Genomic DNA, 16,384 nt, shown 5'->3' with positions numbered 1-16,384 from the left:
CATGGCTAAGGAACGGTTATATGATTGGTTAGATAACCAGATGTCCAATATATTCTACTTAAATGAAAATCTTCATGAGGTACCAGAATACGTAAAAGTAAATTTAAAAGATGAATTACGTGATTATCAAGAAAAAGCCTTAAGGCGGTTTCAATTTATGCAAGACGATAATTTGGTAGCTAACATCAGTACTGCAGGCTACCAAAGAAAGCAGTTGCTATTTAACATGGCAACTGGTTCTGGTAAAACTATGGTCATGGCTAGTTTAATGTTGTATTGTTACAAAGAACTAGGGTATCAAAATTTTATCTTTTTAGTTAATACAGATGCCATTATTAAAAAAACACAAGAAAATATGTTAAACAGTTCTTCTAGTAAATACTTGTTCAATCCAGAAGGTATAGTGATTGATGGAGAAAAGGTTGAGATTCAAGCAGTTGAGAATTTCCCCGCAGTTAAAGATAAAAATACCATTTATTTAAAATTATCCACTATTCAAAAGATTCATGGTGAATTAACAAAACCACGAGAAAATGGTATTTCACTGGATAGTTTAGAGGATGAAGATATTATTCTTTTAGGCGATGAAGCTCATCACTTTAATGCTTCCACTAAAAAAGAAAAAGAAGATGAAAATTCTTGGGAAAATACAATAAATAAAATTTTATATTTACGTACAAACAATAAACTACTTGAGTTCTCTGCAACTATTAATATGGATGATAAAACAATAGAGCAAAAATACAGTGATAAAATCATTTATAAATACGACTTAGGAGAATTTATGAATGATGGGTATTCTAAAAATGTATTGCGTTTACAATCATCAGAAGATGATGAAGAAAAAATGAAGGATGCTCTTTTGTTAAGTCAATATCGAAAACTGATTGCAAGAGAAAATGAGATTTATTATTTTAAACCGATTATTATGTTTAAATCGAATAAAATTAAAATATCTGAAAGCAAACAAGAAGAGTTTAGTACAATAGTTGAAAACTTATCTGTAGAAGAATTAAGAAGATATATTAAAAATAGAAAAAGTTCAGTAGAACCAACGTCAACCCTATTTAAAATGTTCAACTATTATCTTGAACAAGATTTAGATAGTCTTATTCGGGAAATCCAAGAAGATTTTGAACCACGTAATATTTTAAATGCAAATGAAAAAAATATGTTAAGTGTAGATAATGCTGTTCTTTTAAATACCCTAGAAAATATAAATAATCCAATCCGTGTTATTTTTGCAGTAGCAAAACTGAATGAAGGTTGGGATGTATTAAATCTTTATGATATTGTACGAATATCGGAAGGAGCAGGAACAACAAGAACAGCTACGGATAGTGAAGCTCAGTTGATAGGACGTGGAGCAAGATATTTCCCTTATGAATATGAGGGAGAAAGAAGTTTTACTCGTAGATTTGATAATACAGCGAATGATTTACGTTTCTTAGAAACATTACATTACCATACGATAAATGAAAAAGGGTATATTGCCAACTTGGAAAAATCAATGAATGCGGTAAATTTAATTTCTGCAAGTGATGAATCAGTTCAAGTATTTTCAACGAAAGTAAAAAATTCATTTAAAAATACGCAAGTATTTAAACAAGGAAATTTATACTTAAATGAAAAAAGAAAAACAACTCCAGAAGATTATGGTTCTTTGGATAAATTCACCATTCCGAAAGAATGGGTGACTAGCTTTATTAGTTCTACAATAGAAGTTCAACAAAACAAAGAAACTAAAGAACAATCCATAGAACGTCATGAACAACCTTTAAATGTCGATAGGCGTTACTTTAAAAAAGCATTGCAGACGGAATCCATTTTATCAATTCTCAAATTTAAAAAATTATTTACCGTTACTTCTTTCCAAAGAAGAGTTGTTAACAAGTGAGAACTATTTCAAGGGAGTATCAGTAACGGTATCTTTGCCGAAAGAACAAGAAATTAATGGATTGACAGCCAATGAAAAGCTAGAAATAGTTGATTCGTTTTTACGTTTCTGTGAAGAGAAAATTCGAAGAAATTACAAAAAAGAAATTGGTTTAAAAAGATTCAAAGCAATTCCAATTCGTGAAGTTGTTAAGGATTACGAAGTAATTGTTCCTACATTTGAAAGTGGGCAACATATTACACAACGAATCGAAGAAAAGCCAATGAATGGAAAAGATTGGTTTATATATACAAAGGCAATCATGAATCGATTAGAACATAATTTGGTTGAATTGATGGGGAATTTTATTCATGAATTAGAACAAAAATATAATGAAGTTTATTTGATAAGAAATGATGAAAAAGCAACTCGATTTAAATTAACTGAGTTTAATGGCCCTAGAGGCTTTATGCCAGATTTTATCCTCTATTTATCTGATGCAGAATTTGTTTATCAAATTTATATTGAACCTAAAGGAGAAGATAGAGAAAAAGAGGATGCATGGAAACAACAAATGTTGTATGAAGTCAATGGGGAAGATATTCAAATTATTGGAGAAAATGAAGAAGTCCAATTGATGGGTATTAAATTCTATAATAAAATGAATAGAAGAGTATTTATCGATGAATTATCTGAAAAAATATACGATGGTCAACCATTAGATGGGAAAATAGAATTGTTAAGCGAGTTTTAACTGTTTTATAAATGAACTGAAGAAAGAGTAACATTGTGATAATGGATATATAATTTAGAAACACAAGAAGTGCTAATTAAACTATAATAAAAAATAAAACACTTGAAATTCTCTATAAGAGACCTCAAGTGTTTTTTTCCTACAATATTCAAATTTAAAATATTGAGACCATATTGATTAAAAAAACAAACATATACATTGTTTTTATATTATAAATTATTTTTTAAACTCATTTAATATTTTTATAAATGCTGATTTGCAGGCTTTTATACGTGGTCTTAAGAAGTATTTAGAGAAAGATAATAATATTTTAAAGAATAGACTTGCAATTTTAAAAAAAGGAGTTATACTATCGATACAAGTTAAGGAACAACAAGAATTTCCTCCGAAATTTAAATCAACTACATATCTTATTTTCTACATGGGGAAAATAAAATAATAAAGAAAGGTGAGCTTTACAAGCCATGTAAAAAAATTAAAAATGGAGGAAACAATAATGAATATTGAAAATTTTGAAACAAAAACTGGAGTGGTATCACTATATATGTATAGTGGAGAGAAATGTGTAGGAGCAGAAGTAAGTTATAAAGAGTTTGAAAAAGGTCAAAGTATGTTTGATTTTACTGAATTTGAGTATTCGATTGGGGTAGATAGTCTTTTAAAAAGCGAATGGGATGAAAAATCATGGGTTGAATTCGTAGTAAATGCAATAGGAACAGTAATGATATTAGATGAGGCTTTTATTGGAGTGGAGCAATTATACATTAGTTTAGGTGGAGACGCTGAGCTTGGAGTACCTTGTAGTAGAGAAGACAATATTTCTACAATTATTAAAAAAGCTGTTACGGATAAACGATTAACCAATGTTACCATTGGTTGTCAATGAAATAATTACAAGTAGGGTATCTACTTGTATACATATGGATGAACTAAAGAAAAACCATGATTTTTCTACCTGTATAGTTGGTAGGTCAAGAGCAATGGCATTATATTAAAAAAGTTGATAGAGGTGAGCCTAGTCTTTTTAGAATAGGTTTTTTTTATTTCTCAAAATTTAGATATTAACTGATACAGTAAGATAAAGCAATCGATGTTTGAGGGAGTTGAAAAGATGGTTTTAAGTAGATATATTGCAAAAAATAGAAGTGCAAAATTTCTTTTATAAATTGAAATGAAAGGATATAATCAATATGATAGGAAATTGAGGGAGAAAGGATTGATAGAGATGGAAATTGAAATAGATAAGTATTTATTTGAAATGACAGACAAGGAGGAACGTGTATATGATTTAAATGAAATTAAGAGTAACAAATCCCCAAAATTAAAAAGTTTGGGGAATAATACAATTCAAAACAAAACATATATTTCAAAAAGTTTTTCTGATAAAGAAAAAAAGTATTTAGAAGAGGAATATTTAATTGATGAATTAGACCTTATATTATATTCAACTGGGGATTATTTTAGCACTAAGGAGTTGTTCATGCTTCAGTGTATAATTCTTATGAATTTAGGTGTTAAACCTTCAAGCAAACAAACACTTAAAGAGAAGGTAGCTACAAAAGTATTTTACAGAAAACTATTACATCAGTTAAATAGAGCATTCAAAGACATTGTTGCTCAATGTGTTTTACTTCGAGAGGATAGTTTGAGTGAGACATATGATTTAACAAATAAAACGTTTAAAAATGAAAAAAAAGAAACTGTAAAAGCTATTTTATTCAGTTATATCTATGAAGGATACAATACCTTACTCAATGATTTTACTCAGACCAATCCAAATTTTGACTATGATAATAATAGCAACATAGATATTTTTGAAAAAATAATGAAAAATAAGTTTACTCAATTGACAGAGGATATATTTAATTTTGTTTTTTATATTCAGCCAGAAAATTTTGAAAATGTTGAGTTGGTATTTGAAGAGGTATTAGAAGAATATAAAAATGAGACGAAAACTCAATTTACAGAATTTGAGTCAGGTTATTTTAGTAAATTGAAAAAGGGTGATTTAAAAGGAACAGCAAGGAATCGAATTTGTAATATGGATTTCCATGATTTACATCGACAAATAGAACCTGATTCTGTTAATGCAATCATAACGGATAGTCCCTACTTTTACGATTACAATAATAAAGCTTGGGATGCTTTTTTAAATGAAGAGGAAAGATACGAATTTTTTAAAGGGTATTTTCAATCTGTTGCTCATACAATAAAAGATGATGCTGTTATTGTATTTTTTAATTTATACGAAAATATACCTCAAATTAATAAGGCCATTGAAGATGTTTCAAAAGATGAGAGGTATCCCGAGTTTAATTTTACAGTATTACCTTATTTAGAATATACGAAGTTAAGTCCAACTGCTCACTTAACGCAAAAAAGAAAATCAGAATATATAGCTTTGGCTGTAAATAATTGGGAAGATTCTTTTTTAGGGGATACTGGTATTTTAAAAAATGGGTCGATTGATATTTCGCTTAGTGATAAATTTGAAAATAAGAAATTTAAAAGTCACGAACTAATTCGTGAAGCAATGAAAAATGGAAGAGAAATTTTTGATTCTCCTTCTAATATCTATAATACGAATGGTGTGATTCATACAACAACTAAACCAGCATATCTGCTTGATATAATTATACAACGTTTTACAGCTGAAGATTGGGTTATTTTAGATTCGTTTAGTGGTAGTGGTTCTATTTCTCTAGCTGCTTATGAAAATAATAGGACATCAGTAGCATGTGAGTTGGATACGTACATGATGTTAAGAAGTAATATTCGTTTACACGAATTTCGAAGAAGAATCAATAAAAAAGCATTTAAGTTAAACGCAAAAGATGCTATATATGAAGTCTCACTTACAAATAAATCATCAAAAGAAGCAATGAATCGTTATTTTTATATGCCATTGGTTCGTATGTTAAATATAGAGGAAAGAGTTCAATTTTTAAATGATTTTATAGAATCACTAAGTGAACGTAAGAAAAAGCATGAAGTGACATTTCATGAAGTGCAACAAACTGAAAGGGATAGAGCTATTTTAACTGCTTTATCTAATATCTATAATACTAAAGAGTTTGAAGAAATCTTTGGTCTATCTTCTAGAAATCCAATTCAGTTGTTTGAGGAAAATAATTTTTCTGTAGATGAGTTTAATGTGTTTGCTAGAGCAGTTCGGTTTAGTAAAATAGCCACTATACCTGCAGACTATATTGTACAACTGGATTTGGCAAGGCACAGACTTGATAACTATAAAGAAATAAATGATGATGAACAAATTGACAGTGTTAATGCATACTTGAGCTATTTACATCAATTAGTTCAGGATTTACTTGTTTATGAGTTTAAATTAAAAAAAGAGTTGCTTAATAAAGAGAGTTATGAAAAAGAAGAAAAATTCTATGTTCTTTTTACTTATATTTTAAAAAGTTATGAACACTTTACAAAAGAGTTGGTTAAATTAAAAGGAGTTCCATTACCGTATCTGTACACAATTGATGAGCTATATGAAAGTAATCACTTACTTTCTATGGATATAGAGCAATTAAAAAAGGAACGGAAAAGATTTAATGATTCCTATTCTTTTAAACATTATAAAGATTTTAAAACTATCTATGTTATTGAAGGGAGTTTAAATTTTTATGATGAGGTATCCAACATAGACCAAATAATACAACGGTTGGATATTGATAACATTAAAAATGATTTAGATATTGCAGATTCAGAAATACTGTCTCAATATACTATGGTGTCAGAAAAAGGTAGTACAACAAAAAGATATGGGGATAATTTAAAAACATTTTATTTAACGCTAAATGATTATAAATATGCGGAAGATAAAATGGAGTATTTGGCAAAATTAAATAAAAATGGTGTTGTTTTTAAGAATAAGAACGCTTTGATAGAGCAGGTGAAAGTAAGTAAAGAGGCTGAAAAAAATGTAGTTGCGAAGAAAAGCAAAAGTATAGAAAAAGAATCGGATGCTGTTCATTCGAATAGGAAGAAAAGTAAGTCTACCATTGATTCATCAAAGGAAAACAATACAAAAAAATCAGAAAAGAAAAAGCGGGTTAAAATTAATACTGAAGAAGTGAAAGAACTCTATCTTTCAGGAATGACTCAAAAAGAAATAGCTGATAAATTCAATACTAAAAGTGCAACGATATATCATCATATAAAAAAAATAAAAAAAAATGGTGATGAAACAGAACAAAATTAGCTTACCCAGTATGATTTAGCAAATTAAGATGTTTTCTTTTTTTAATTTTTGTTAGATGCAATAATGATGCAATAAGATACTCAAAAATGTGAGAAAAGAAGTTTGAGGATTTAAACAGATGTTGAAACTAAAAGATTAATTAACGGAAGAATCTTTTAAAAATAATTTTTTACTGATGCAAAACTGATGCAAAAATTGTTGGAATATGTATAATTTTAACAGAAATGATAAGATACTCTAATTTACGAATGCTGATGTATAGCGGTTTATCAAGGCGGAAAATCGAACTAAATTACGTGGAAGTTCGAGTCTTCTTGGCCGCATAGTTCAACCCTAAACCTTGATTTAGTTGGTTTAGGGTTCTTTTTTTATGCCTGTATAAAAGTTCTGATGCGCGAAGTGATGCAATTTTTATTCAAAACATTATTTTTTAGATAACAGATAGTGGTAGATTCAATGATAATATTTGAATGCTTTTTCATATAATAATCTTGTTTGATTTCCATCTCCATAAGATAAACAATCATCAGCATAGCTTAACGTCCAAAAGGGTTCTTTTTCATTGATAGGATAAGGTATATATAAATTCCAAAGTAAATACATTTTTTGAGCAAATTCATTGATAGTGAATTCATTTGATAAATAGATGCTTTCTATATTTTGGAACAGCAGTTTTCCAAAAAGCTGTAAGTCTAGATTATCGAGATAGCTATTAAAGATTTTGTTGATTGCATCATTAGTATTTTCATGCATGAATTCTAACTCTAATAATATTTCACTATTGGAGTTTGTGATGAAGTAAGAATCTAATTTTTCTAAATAAGTTGATTTAGTTAGTAATTCTAATTCAGCTAAGAGTGCAAAAGAAAGAATTTCTTCAAGCATCTATTATATCTCCTTAAAGTATATGAAGTTTTGAATTAGTTTCTTAAAAAGTCGACATGAGCTAATTTTTTCTGGAATTCCTCTTGCGAGTGGACATAGTATTTAATAAAAACATCGATAGTATGTCCCAAACTATCTGCGATTGCCTGCAGAGTTGTACCATAATTTTTATTTTCACCTTTGTTATTTTGATGCATGGAATATAACATCAAAGTAGCGTATGTATGCCTCAACGAATAAAGTTGATACTTGGGGAGATTAGGAATTTTCTGAATAAATTTTGTCCATTTTTTACCGATTCGTTGAGGTTTATAAGGTTTGCCTTTTGAATGGCTAAATAAAAAGTATGCATCCTTATCTTTTTCCCAACCAAAATTTCTTCTTTCTTCTTTCTTTTTTTGGTTTGTTCAAAATTTTATTTTTTCATTTTCCTTATAAATAATTTGCTCAACTATAATTTTATAAACTCGAGTGGGAAAATAAACATGCCTATTATTTGTTGTTTTAGTGGCACCTATAATTGTACCTATACCACTTACAGTTTTTATTGCCTGAAAAATTGATAGATGATAAAGGTTCGACTCCATAGAATCTTCTGCTAAAGATATACTTTTATGAATATCCAGAGCACAAAGTTCTTGTGGTCGCAAGCCTGTTAATAACATTAATTGCATCATACGAGAAAATTGCTTGTCCTCTTCATATTTTTCTAAGTACTCTAAGAGAAGATTTGCTTGTGATTTAGTGAAAGAGTTGCGAGTGATTGCTGTTTGGGTTATTTTTTCCTTTTTTGCAAAATCCTTTACTTGTAATTCTTTGACAGGATTGTACTGTATATATATATTGATATTTTTTTGCCAGTGTAAGTAGGTTAGATAATGCTTTTTTGTGATTTTCAAGTGCGCTTTCGGATGGAAAATCCAATATTTTAGTATTTAAATTCTTTATCTTAGTATTTGAAACTTGAGTAAAGTTGATATATATCTATCAGTAGTTTGTGTTTTATTTTGTGTTTTTAATGGATACCAATCAATGTTATAAAAATCCATTAAGGTGGCTGATTGCTCATTGCCAGCATACCCTGTATTAATTTCATATTGCTTATCCTTTGCCCATATTTCTCCTTGTTTTATTGCTGATTTTTCGGTTTTGAATTCTTTTTTACTAAGTCGTTTGGTATGTCTTTTAGTACTGCCATCAGGGTATTTAAAAATATCTTGATAAACCCATGTATTATTTTTTGCTGTAGATATACTTGCCATGTAATTACTCTTCGAAAAAATTATACCACCATAGAATTGAAAATAATAGATTTGACTTAAGATAACATGAGAGTTAATCTGTAGATGCTTTAGGGCAATAAAAATTTTAGGAGTGGACTAAAAAATGAGTACAACAGCAAAAGTTTTAGAAAAAATGAATATGTTACTAGCAAATAATGAAAGCGGATTAACAAGTGAGGAATTATGGGCAGAATTAATGTCAGACAAAGAGTTAGTTGATAAGAATGGCAACAGAAGAAATGGTGTAGTTGTGGGTCTAACAACCAGAATTAAAACTGGAAAAGTTGAAAATATAAAAGTTATTAAAACAATGATAATAAATTAGTCTATATTTCTTGCAAAAATAACCTAGAATTTGTTAATAAACTAACGAATAAATTTATTGAGGATATCAAAAAAAAAGGAACATCATTTACAGCGAATGCTACTACTATTGAAGGATATACATTAAAAGGAGAAGCTACACAAACAATTACAGTAAATGGTAACACAACAATTAAATTTGTATATGTTAAAGACGAAGTAACACCTCCAGTACAAGATGTGTCAGCAGTAGAAGCCCAAATTGCAAGCCAAGCATTGGCATTAATCAATCAACACCGTAACAATAATGGATTAATCTCTCTTAATAACCAAACAGCACTACAACAAGGAGCTGATGTTCGCTCTAATGAAATTTTTGAACTGTATGAACACACTAGACCAAATGGAGAATATGGAGCAGATGCACCGTATGACTATGGATACGACCAAGTAGTTTTCTGTGAAAACATTGGTATGTATAACAATCCTAGCTCATTGGAATGGTTAGCCCAAAACGGTGCAAGCATCGTAGATAATGCATGGATTAATAGTCCAGGGCATAATGTAAACTTACTATTAAATGGACTAAATGAGGGTAGTGTGGGTATTCACTTACAAGATAATGGTAGTGGTAAATACACAATGGGTAGTGTATTTTTGGGTGCTAAAAATTACAATAAACCCACGACAAAATCAAGTCGTAGTGTAGAAATACAAGATACACAAAAAAAATTAAAATTTAACATTAAAGAAAATACAGAAACCCCAGAAGAATTACCAAAAGCAACAAGTGAGACTGAAGATGCAACATCTGAGGCAGAAGTAACAACTGAAACTACTGGGGAAGTAACACAAGAAAGAACAGAAGTAGTAGAACTAACAGAAAAAACTAGTCAAGTAGCGGAACGAGTTGTTGAGGAAATTGCAGATACTGGAGCCAAAGAAGAAGCTGAGGAGCAAGAAAAAATTCCATCAGTAAATAAAAATCTTCTTTTAGAAGCCTACAATCTAGCATTAACATTGGAAGAATCAAATTATAGTGTGCATAGTTGGTCGGTTGTAATGATTAAATTAGCTGATGCCAAATTTGTCTATGATAGTCTTGATGCTAATCAGTCGGATATTGATAATGCTGTACTAGCTTTGCAACAAGCAATTAACAATCTAAATTATTAACAAAAAACTAGAGGTAATAAGTGTAAATGCTTATTACCTCTTTTTTAGAGCAAACTTAAAAGTCGCTGCTAAGCTTTTAAAATAACTATACAGATTTCAAATTTAACTTTATTAAAATGATTCTAGAATAGTAACCACGAGTTATATAACGTCTAATTGGATAATAGATAGCTATTCTAAATAAGAAACAATAATTTTCGAAAATTGACAAAAAAAGAGAACATAAAAATTGAAAAATTGATATAATTAGATATTAAGTTAGATAAGAAGTTGTATTTATAAAACTAAGGAGGAGTTAAAGGATGGGTGTTAAAAGTAGTATAACTGTTGCAGGCAGTGTATCCGCTTCTTTCAGCAAATCTGCTAGTGCATTAAATAGTATCAATGCCTCTACGAGTGTGGCATCAAGAACGAATATTTCTGGAAATGAAGTAGCAAAAACGTCCACAATTAATTACGGAAAAGGATTAAAACAACTATCTACAAGCATTGTGTCGGCAGGTAACGCTATTCATTCAGTCGCAAAAGACTTTGCTACTATAGACCAACAAGCTTCCCAACAATTTCAATCTAATTCTTTAGGAAGTTGGTTTAAGTAATGGTGATAGACTATCAAACAAAAATCCGTCAAGTTCAAGATGAACAAGATTCAATAAGACAAGAAATTCGTTCTGTTGAACAACAACAAGAAGAATTTTTCTCTCTACAACAAGAGGAACAACGTCTTTACTCAGAAATAGTAGAAACAAGTCCTCCAGAAGAACGTCAGTATTTTAAAAGCAGAGGAGAAGATAGTTTCTCTTTAGCCAAAAAAGCACAACGGCAATTGGAAGAACAAGAAGATGAACTGAAAAATATTAGAAGACAACTGATTGATAAAGAAGAATTGTACATTCAACAAAGAAAAGAGCAAGTGAAAGAAAAGGAGCAGTAGGATGGGGTTAAAATTTTATGTAGGAGAGATACAGCAACAAGGAAATGAAGCTTCTCGTATGAATAATCAAGCGAATCAAGCAATTTCCTCATTGCAAAGCAGTATTTCACAATTTTTATCTGCACCACTTTCTGGTAAAGCTTATGATTCAGCAAAAAGTTACTTTGGTACTGTGTATACACCACTTTGTCGTTCTGCCATTTTAACTGGAGAGGCACTTGAAAGTGCACATAAACGATTGTTAAGCGATTACCAAGGAATGGTTAGTAGCATTGATACAGACGAAGACCAAATTCAAAGCCAAATTCAGCGGTTTGAACAATTAAAACGAGAATTAGAAAGACAAATGCATGTGGCTAAAACTATGCGACCAGATTTAGAACATCGATATATGAATGCCTGTGATGTAATCTCAAAAAAGAGAGAACAATTGGAAAAATTCCATGCGTATAATGCCCGTTCAGCCAGTATTTTTGCGGAATATGAAGCTTGTCAGCAAGAATTTAATAATGGTTTAGCACAAGTTAAGGATTGTAAAGCATGGAATTCAGCTTCAGGAACTTTTGACATTGGTCGGTTAAACATGACATGGGCAAGCCCTATTAATGCACGATGGCAGCAACGAGAAAAAATGAAGCAAGAAGCAAAGAATCGAGAAATGAAACAAACAATTGCAAGTTTAAATGGCTATACCATTATTTGTAGTACCTTAGGAACTAGAAAAAATTGGTATTTAATGAAAGATGGAAAAATTGTATCACCAAAAGCGCATTCTAATCTCTATAATCAATTAGAAAAATGTAAAGATTATCTAGGTAAAGACCAATATAAAGTTGAAGAAGTAAAAGTAATGAGAAATGAAATGCCATTGTCACCGGCTTTTGGTGGGATATTAGGAAACATTGGTAAAATAGGTAAAGGTATTGATATAATATGAAAAGTTATTGGAACAGTAAAAGTCGGTAAATCTGCGGTAGAAGCAATAAATTCTGCTAGAAGTGTTGAAGCAAGTAAACGAGTAAGAGCAGTTAATCCAGAAGATTTATTACCACAACAAGGATTAGTTACAGGTGAAGTCGAAGGGGCTCCTCCAGTAGATGCTGGTAAACAAGGAAAACACCAAGAAGGTCATAAAAATAATGAACAGTCAACAGAAGATAAATCAACATGGATTGATGGAGAAAATGGTGTAGAGGAAACACAAGAGGCTTGGGAAAAAGGAAGATGGGTTAGAAATAGAGAAGGAACTGTTAAAGAATATGATTCTGGTAGAGTAGTTGGTAGTGATGGAGTAACAACTGAAATAAAGGTTCATATTGACGGAAAAGGTAATATACATGGGTACCCTAAAATACCATTAGATGAAGATAAATAAGGGGATGATAAAATGAACAATACAGAACGGGCAATCAACTTCGTGAATAGAAGCTTAAAAGAAGGTGACTATGGTTATGTATTAAGAAAATATGTAAAAGGGAATCAATGGAATTCTTATTTGCTAAATGGTATGGAAGGAATTGTATTCAAGCCTATGACAAGTTTTGAATATACTAGGTGTTTTTCATATTATTTTATAGAAGATATTCAATTGGAAAATTCTTTTTTTTCAGATGGAGCAACTAGAGAAATAATGGAACGTGGTTATATAGAGTTCATCAATTTACAAATCTCAGCAATAAGCCCATTTTTTATAATTGAAAAAGCACAGTATCAAAAACCTAAAGAAGGTATAACTCTAGATATAATCGATTTAACAGAATTTAAAAATAAGAAGTTAGAAAAAAAATATACAGAACTAATAGAAGTATTAACAGAACAAAAACTGATTTTGGTTGACAGGGAAGAATTAAAAAAAGTACCGTTAGATATCCCATTAGAAGATTACGAACCGGAAGAAGTAAATTGTTTAAGTTATCTATTTGAATAACAACAATTTAAAGTAGGAAGTGTAGAAACTTCCTACCTCTTTTTTATGTTTCGCATTAACCCCAGAGAGGCTTTTACAGCTATTGTAAAAATTTAGGCATAAATATATCAAATCGATTCCAATTTCTTGAAACATTCTTTTTCAAGTCAAGCATAATTTGGTATTGAAGCTGTTTAGATAAGTGATAATGTTCTTCAATCAGCTCTGTATGAGCATGGAAAGTAGCACCACATTCATGACAAAGAAACCGTGTCCGTTTTAGTTCTAATAGAGTGAAGCGCTCATTAAAAACAGGCAATTGAGCTGTTGTTGTATGACTGCCATTTTTGATGATTTGTCCATAATTGAGGCGCCCACATTTCTCGCAATGAGTAGGTGAATAGGTCAGCTTGGCTTTAATCACTTGAGCTTGCACTCCTTTTACTGGTCTTTGTTCCAACCAATTTTCTTCAAACCGGAGGTTTTTGTCTGTAAGTCCGAGCAATAATCTGGTATTCTTATCCATAGGGAACAACCTTTCTGATGATTTGTGGTTTTTGTCGATTTCATTTTATCAGTTAGTTGTTCCTTTTTTTTATTTAAATGCTCAAAAAAATGCTGGTAGAAAATCTTTTTTTATTTCCACTAACACAATTTATTATAGAGCCGTTATATATAGGTTTAGGGTTCTTTTTATCCACCTATTCCTATGACAAAGCATTTATTCTGTAAGGATCCACTTATTTTCATATAAAATAGATAACAGTAGAGAAGAGGGATCGTAGAAAATTTCAAAATAAAAGAAGACTAATATGATGGATTCTCAAGCAGTTTATAGTACTGGTTGTCTTTTAAAAATATGAATAATCTAAATAAAGTACTAGGTTCTAAAAACACTTTCTATTTAAATTTAATTTGGTAAGATAAGTTTGTACAAAGCTATTACTATTCTATGCCAAAAGAAGAAAAAAATTAGAGGTGATAGAGATGACAATCAAACGTGTATGGTGGAAAGTAGCAGTTGGTTATTAAATCTACCTAGCAAGTTTCATGGATACAAGTAACGACGTGATTGTGGACTTAAATGGAATCCGCTCAAAATTGGATTATCTCAAAGAATTAAGTATTGGATTTATCTGGGTCAAGTCAATAAAATGGACAGCAGAAGAATATGCTGATTTTAAAGAGAAAACCCTGGATGGTTATCAATCCAAATAAGCAATAGATCAATGTATTAGTCAAAATCAATAGATCCAAATTCCGGTTTGAATTTTTTACAAAGAAGTGATCAAGCTAAGAATAGAGAATGAAGCATTGGTCTATAGTTCTTACAAACTTTACTTACCCAACTCCCCCAGAATTATTTGTTTATGATTCGCGTTTCACGAACGAGTGTTTTATGGTTATCGTCAATTTTTTCAAAGAATTCCCTTTAGCAGACTTACCAAAAACGTTCAGATAGAGTAGGGACTCACAGTTGTATAGTTTGAATATCACATCATTCACCAACACACGATTTTTCTTCCTTATGAAGCAAGGGTATTCAAACATATATAAGTGGCTGTTTTTTATTTTAGTAAGAAGGTTAGTAGGAAGTTTTTCCAGACAAATAAAAATACGTCTATCGAATAGTGAGACTCTTTTTTTGAAAATTTGCAATTTTCCATTGCTTTTTTTTTCTAGGTGGCGTAACTTTAAGTATATAAATTTTGAAAATGAGGGATACAGTATGAGAAATTTTGAAAAATCTAACAAACTTGATGGAGTCAGTTATGATGTACGTGGTCCAGTTTTAGAAGAAGCGGACAGAATGCATGAAGAAGGCATTCGTATTTTGAAACTTAATACTGGTAATCCCGCCCCATTTGGTTTTGATGCTCCGAATGAAGTGGTTCGCGATATGATTATGAATGTTCGTAATTCAGAAGGCTATTCTGATTCAAAAGGAATCTTTTCAGCACGAAAAGCAATTGAACAATATTGCCAAGTGAAGGGTTTCCCTAATGTAACGATCAATGATATTTACACAGGTAATGGTGTTAGTGAATTGATTTCGATGTGTATGCAAGGACTTTTGAATAATGGAGATGAGGTTTTAGTTCCAATGCCTGATTATCCTCTATGGACAGCGTCAATTTCTTTAGCTGGTGGTAATCCTGTTCATTATATTTGTGATGAGCAAGCGGAATGGTATCCAGATATCGATGACATCAAATCAAAAGTGACGACGAATACAAAAGCAATTGTGTTGATCAATCCCAATAATCCAACCGGGGCTTTATATCCTAAGGAAATCCTAGAACAAATCGTTGAGATTGCGAGACAAAATGATTTGATCATTTTTTCAGATGAAATCTATGATCGTTTAGTGATGGATGGATTAACACATATTCCAATTGCAACATTAGCACCAGATTTATTTGTAGTTACTTTAAATGGACTTTCTAAATCACATAGAGTTGCAGGGTTCCGTTGTGGTTGGATGGTACTTAGTGGAAACAAAAAACACGTTAAGGGCTATATAGAAGGATTGAATATGTTAGCTTCGATGCGTTTATGTTCAAATGTACTATCTCAACAAATTATCCAAACTGCCTTAGGTGGCTATCAAAGTGTTGATGATTTGTTGTTGCCAGGAGGTAGAATTTATGAGCAACGGGAATATATTTACAATGCAATCAATGATATTCCAGGTCTATCTGCTGTAAAACCTAAAGCTGCTTTTTATATATTTCCTAAAATCGATAGTGCCCGTTTTAATATTTATGATGATGAGAAATTCGTTCTTGATTTTCTTCATGAACATCATATTTTGCTTGTTCATGGTGGTGGTTTCAATTGGACTCAACCAGATCATTTTAGAATTGTCTATCTACCGAAGATGGAAGACTTAAAATTTACAACTGAAAAAATGCGTGCGTTTTTAAGTACTTACAAACAAAAATAACAGGTTGATTTTTGAAACTAAAAAAAGTGACTCAAAACTTTATCAGTTTTGAGTCACTCTCGTTTTAAGAATGTGTTTTGCAAAGAGACGAATAGAAACGATCG

The 16,384-nt window shown here is 30.7% G+C and carries 17 protein-coding genes; 12 read left to right on the top strand and 5 right to left on the bottom strand.

Annotated features, from left to right (window positions below; all coding sequences use genetic code 11):
• Position 1: 1 nt before the first annotated feature.
• The 4 genes from AC1PU0_RS09810 to AC1PU0_RS09795 all read left to right on the top strand — a co-directional run bounded on the left by AC1PU0_RS09810 (position 2) and on the right by AC1PU0_RS09795 (position 6,846).
• A complete protein-coding gene (locus tag AC1PU0_RS09810) occupies positions 2-1,897 on the top strand; it encodes a DEAD/DEAH box helicase family protein (RefSeq protein ID WP_479998263.1) in 1,896 nt (631 codons plus the stop codon).
• Positions 1,898-1,931: 34 nt separating this feature from the next.
• On the top strand, positions 1,932-2,630 hold the full coding sequence (locus AC1PU0_RS09805; RefSeq protein WP_479998261.1) for a hypothetical protein: 699 nt from the start codon (positions 1,932-1,934) through the stop codon (positions 2,628-2,630).
• 496 nt (positions 2,631-3,126) lie between these two features.
• Positions 3,127-3,516, top strand: a complete 390-nt coding sequence (locus AC1PU0_RS09800; RefSeq protein ID WP_479998259.1) for a hypothetical protein — start codon at positions 3,127-3,129, stop codon at positions 3,514-3,516.
• Between the two features lie 339 nt (positions 3,517-3,855).
• Entirely contained in the window at positions 3,856-6,846 is a 2,991-nt protein-coding gene (locus tag AC1PU0_RS09795; RefSeq protein WP_479998257.1) for a DNA methyltransferase, read from the top strand.
• 453 nt (positions 6,847-7,299) lie between these two features.
• Here the strand turns inward: AC1PU0_RS09795 and AC1PU0_RS09790 are convergent, their stop codons facing one another.
• The 4 genes from AC1PU0_RS09790 to AC1PU0_RS09775 all read right to left on the bottom strand — a co-directional run bounded on the left by AC1PU0_RS09790 (position 7,300) and on the right by AC1PU0_RS09775 (position 8,993).
• Entirely contained in the window at positions 7,300-7,731 is a 432-nt protein-coding gene (locus AC1PU0_RS09790; RefSeq protein ID WP_479998256.1) for a hypothetical protein, read from the bottom strand.
• A 35-nt stretch (positions 7,732-7,766) separates the two neighbouring features.
• On the bottom strand, positions 7,767-7,928 hold the full coding sequence (locus tag AC1PU0_RS09785; protein ID WP_479998255.1) for a hypothetical protein: 162 nt from the start codon (positions 7,926-7,928) through the stop codon (positions 7,767-7,769).
• Positions 7,929-8,138: 210 nt separating this feature from the next.
• Complete coding sequence (locus tag AC1PU0_RS09780; protein ID WP_206849455.1) at positions 8,139-8,630, bottom strand: site-specific integrase; 492 nt, start codon at positions 8,628-8,630, stop codon at positions 8,139-8,141.
• A gap of 45 nt (positions 8,631-8,675) precedes the next feature.
• The gene (locus tag AC1PU0_RS09775; RefSeq protein ID WP_206849453.1) at positions 8,676-8,993 is read right to left on the bottom strand and encodes a hypothetical protein; all 318 of its coding nucleotides are present in this window, start codon (positions 8,991-8,993) and stop codon (positions 8,676-8,678) included.
• 124 nt (positions 8,994-9,117) lie between these two features.
• Here AC1PU0_RS09775 and AC1PU0_RS09770 point away from each other — a divergent pair, with 124 nt between their 5' ends.
• From AC1PU0_RS09770 to AC1PU0_RS09745, 6 genes are all read left to right on the top strand, one after another.
• A complete protein-coding gene (locus AC1PU0_RS09770) occupies positions 9,118-9,339 on the top strand; it encodes a hypothetical protein (protein WP_206849452.1) in 222 nt (73 codons plus the stop codon).
• 218 nt (positions 9,340-9,557) lie between these two features.
• Positions 9,558-10,493: a CAP domain-containing protein gene (locus AC1PU0_RS09765; RefSeq protein ID WP_206849451.1), complete on the top strand. Its 936-nt coding sequence runs from the start codon at positions 9,558-9,560 to the stop codon at positions 10,491-10,493.
• A 302-nt stretch (positions 10,494-10,795) separates the two neighbouring features.
• A complete protein-coding gene (locus AC1PU0_RS09760; RefSeq protein WP_479998252.1) occupies positions 10,796-11,092 on the top strand; it encodes a TIGR04197 family type VII secretion effector in 297 nt (98 codons plus the stop codon).
• Positions 11,092-11,427, top strand: coding sequence for a DUF3958 family protein (locus tag AC1PU0_RS09755; RefSeq protein ID WP_206849504.1), 336 nt, complete (start codon positions 11,092-11,094; stop codon positions 11,425-11,427). Before AC1PU0_RS09760 ends, AC1PU0_RS09755 begins: the two co-directional genes overlap by 1 nt.
• Before the next feature lies 1 nt (position 11,428).
• Entirely contained in the window at positions 11,429-12,364 is a 936-nt protein-coding gene (locus tag AC1PU0_RS09750) for a T7SS effector LXG polymorphic toxin (RefSeq protein WP_479998250.1), read from the top strand.
• A gap of 450 nt (positions 12,365-12,814) precedes the next feature.
• Positions 12,815-13,354, top strand: a complete 540-nt coding sequence (locus tag AC1PU0_RS09745) for a hypothetical protein (RefSeq protein ID WP_479998248.1) — start codon at positions 12,815-12,817, stop codon at positions 13,352-13,354.
• 79 nt (positions 13,355-13,433) lie between these two features.
• Here AC1PU0_RS09745 and AC1PU0_RS09740 read toward each other — a convergent pair whose 3' ends face one another.
• On the bottom strand, positions 13,434-13,859 hold the full coding sequence (locus tag AC1PU0_RS09740) for a hypothetical protein (protein WP_479998246.1): 426 nt from the start codon (positions 13,857-13,859) through the stop codon (positions 13,434-13,436).
• Positions 13,860-14,365: 506 nt separating this feature from the next.
• Here AC1PU0_RS09740 and AC1PU0_RS09735 point away from each other — a divergent pair.
• Both AC1PU0_RS09735 and AC1PU0_RS09730 read left to right on the top strand, forming a co-directional pair.
• Positions 14,366-14,551 carry an alpha-amylase family glycosyl hydrolase gene (locus AC1PU0_RS09735; protein ID WP_479724033.1) on the top strand — a complete coding sequence of 62 codons (186 nt, stop codon included), beginning with the start codon at positions 14,366-14,368 and terminating at the stop codon, positions 14,549-14,551.
• Positions 14,552-15,062: 511 nt separating this feature from the next.
• On the top strand, positions 15,063-16,280 hold the full coding sequence (locus AC1PU0_RS09730) for a pyridoxal phosphate-dependent aminotransferase (protein ID WP_206850299.1): 1,218 nt from the start codon (positions 15,063-15,065) through the stop codon (positions 16,278-16,280).
• Positions 16,281-16,384 lie beyond the last annotated feature (104 nt).

This window comes from Enterococcus sp. XAF26B05_ASV22, from assembly GCF_056727285.1.
This window is presented reverse-complemented; position numbering and strand designations above follow the sequence as displayed.

Coding starts and splice junctions, on each gene's coding strand:
- AC1PU0_RS09760 (WP_479998252.1), top strand. CDS start 10,796: ATGGGTGTTAAAAGTAGTATAACTGTTGCAGGCAGTGTATCCGCTTCT.
- AC1PU0_RS09745 (WP_479998248.1), top strand. CDS start 12,815: ATGAACAATACAGAACGGGCAATCAACTTCGTGAATAGAAGCTTAAAA.
- AC1PU0_RS09730 (WP_206850299.1), top strand. CDS start 15,063: ATGAGAAATTTTGAAAAATCTAACAAACTTGATGGAGTCAGTTATGAT.
- AC1PU0_RS09775 (WP_206849453.1), bottom strand. CDS start 8,993: ATGGCAAGTATATCTACAGCAAAAAATAATACATGGGTTTATCAAGAT.
- AC1PU0_RS09785 (WP_479998255.1), bottom strand. CDS start 7,928: ATGCATCAAAATAACAAAGGTGAAAATAAAAATTATGGTACAACTCTG.
- AC1PU0_RS09810 (WP_479998263.1), top strand. CDS start 2: ATGGCTAAGGAACGGTTATATGATTGGTTAGATAACCAGATGTCCAAT.
- AC1PU0_RS09795 (WP_479998257.1), top strand. CDS start 3,856: ATGGAAATTGAAATAGATAAGTATTTATTTGAAATGACAGACAAGGAG.
- AC1PU0_RS09790 (WP_479998256.1), bottom strand. CDS start 7,731: ATGCTTGAAGAAATTCTTTCTTTTGCACTCTTAGCTGAATTAGAATTA.
- AC1PU0_RS09800 (WP_479998259.1), top strand. CDS start 3,127: ATGAATATTGAAAATTTTGAAACAAAAACTGGAGTGGTATCACTATAT.
- AC1PU0_RS09770 (WP_206849452.1), top strand. CDS start 9,118: ATGAGTACAACAGCAAAAGTTTTAGAAAAAATGAATATGTTACTAGCA.
- AC1PU0_RS09750 (WP_479998250.1), top strand. CDS start 11,429: ATGGGGTTAAAATTTTATGTAGGAGAGATACAGCAACAAGGAAATGAA.
- AC1PU0_RS09740 (WP_479998246.1), bottom strand. CDS start 13,859: ATGGATAAGAATACCAGATTATTGCTCGGACTTACAGACAAAAACCTC.
- AC1PU0_RS09755 (WP_206849504.1), top strand. CDS start 11,092: ATGGTGATAGACTATCAAACAAAAATCCGTCAAGTTCAAGATGAACAA.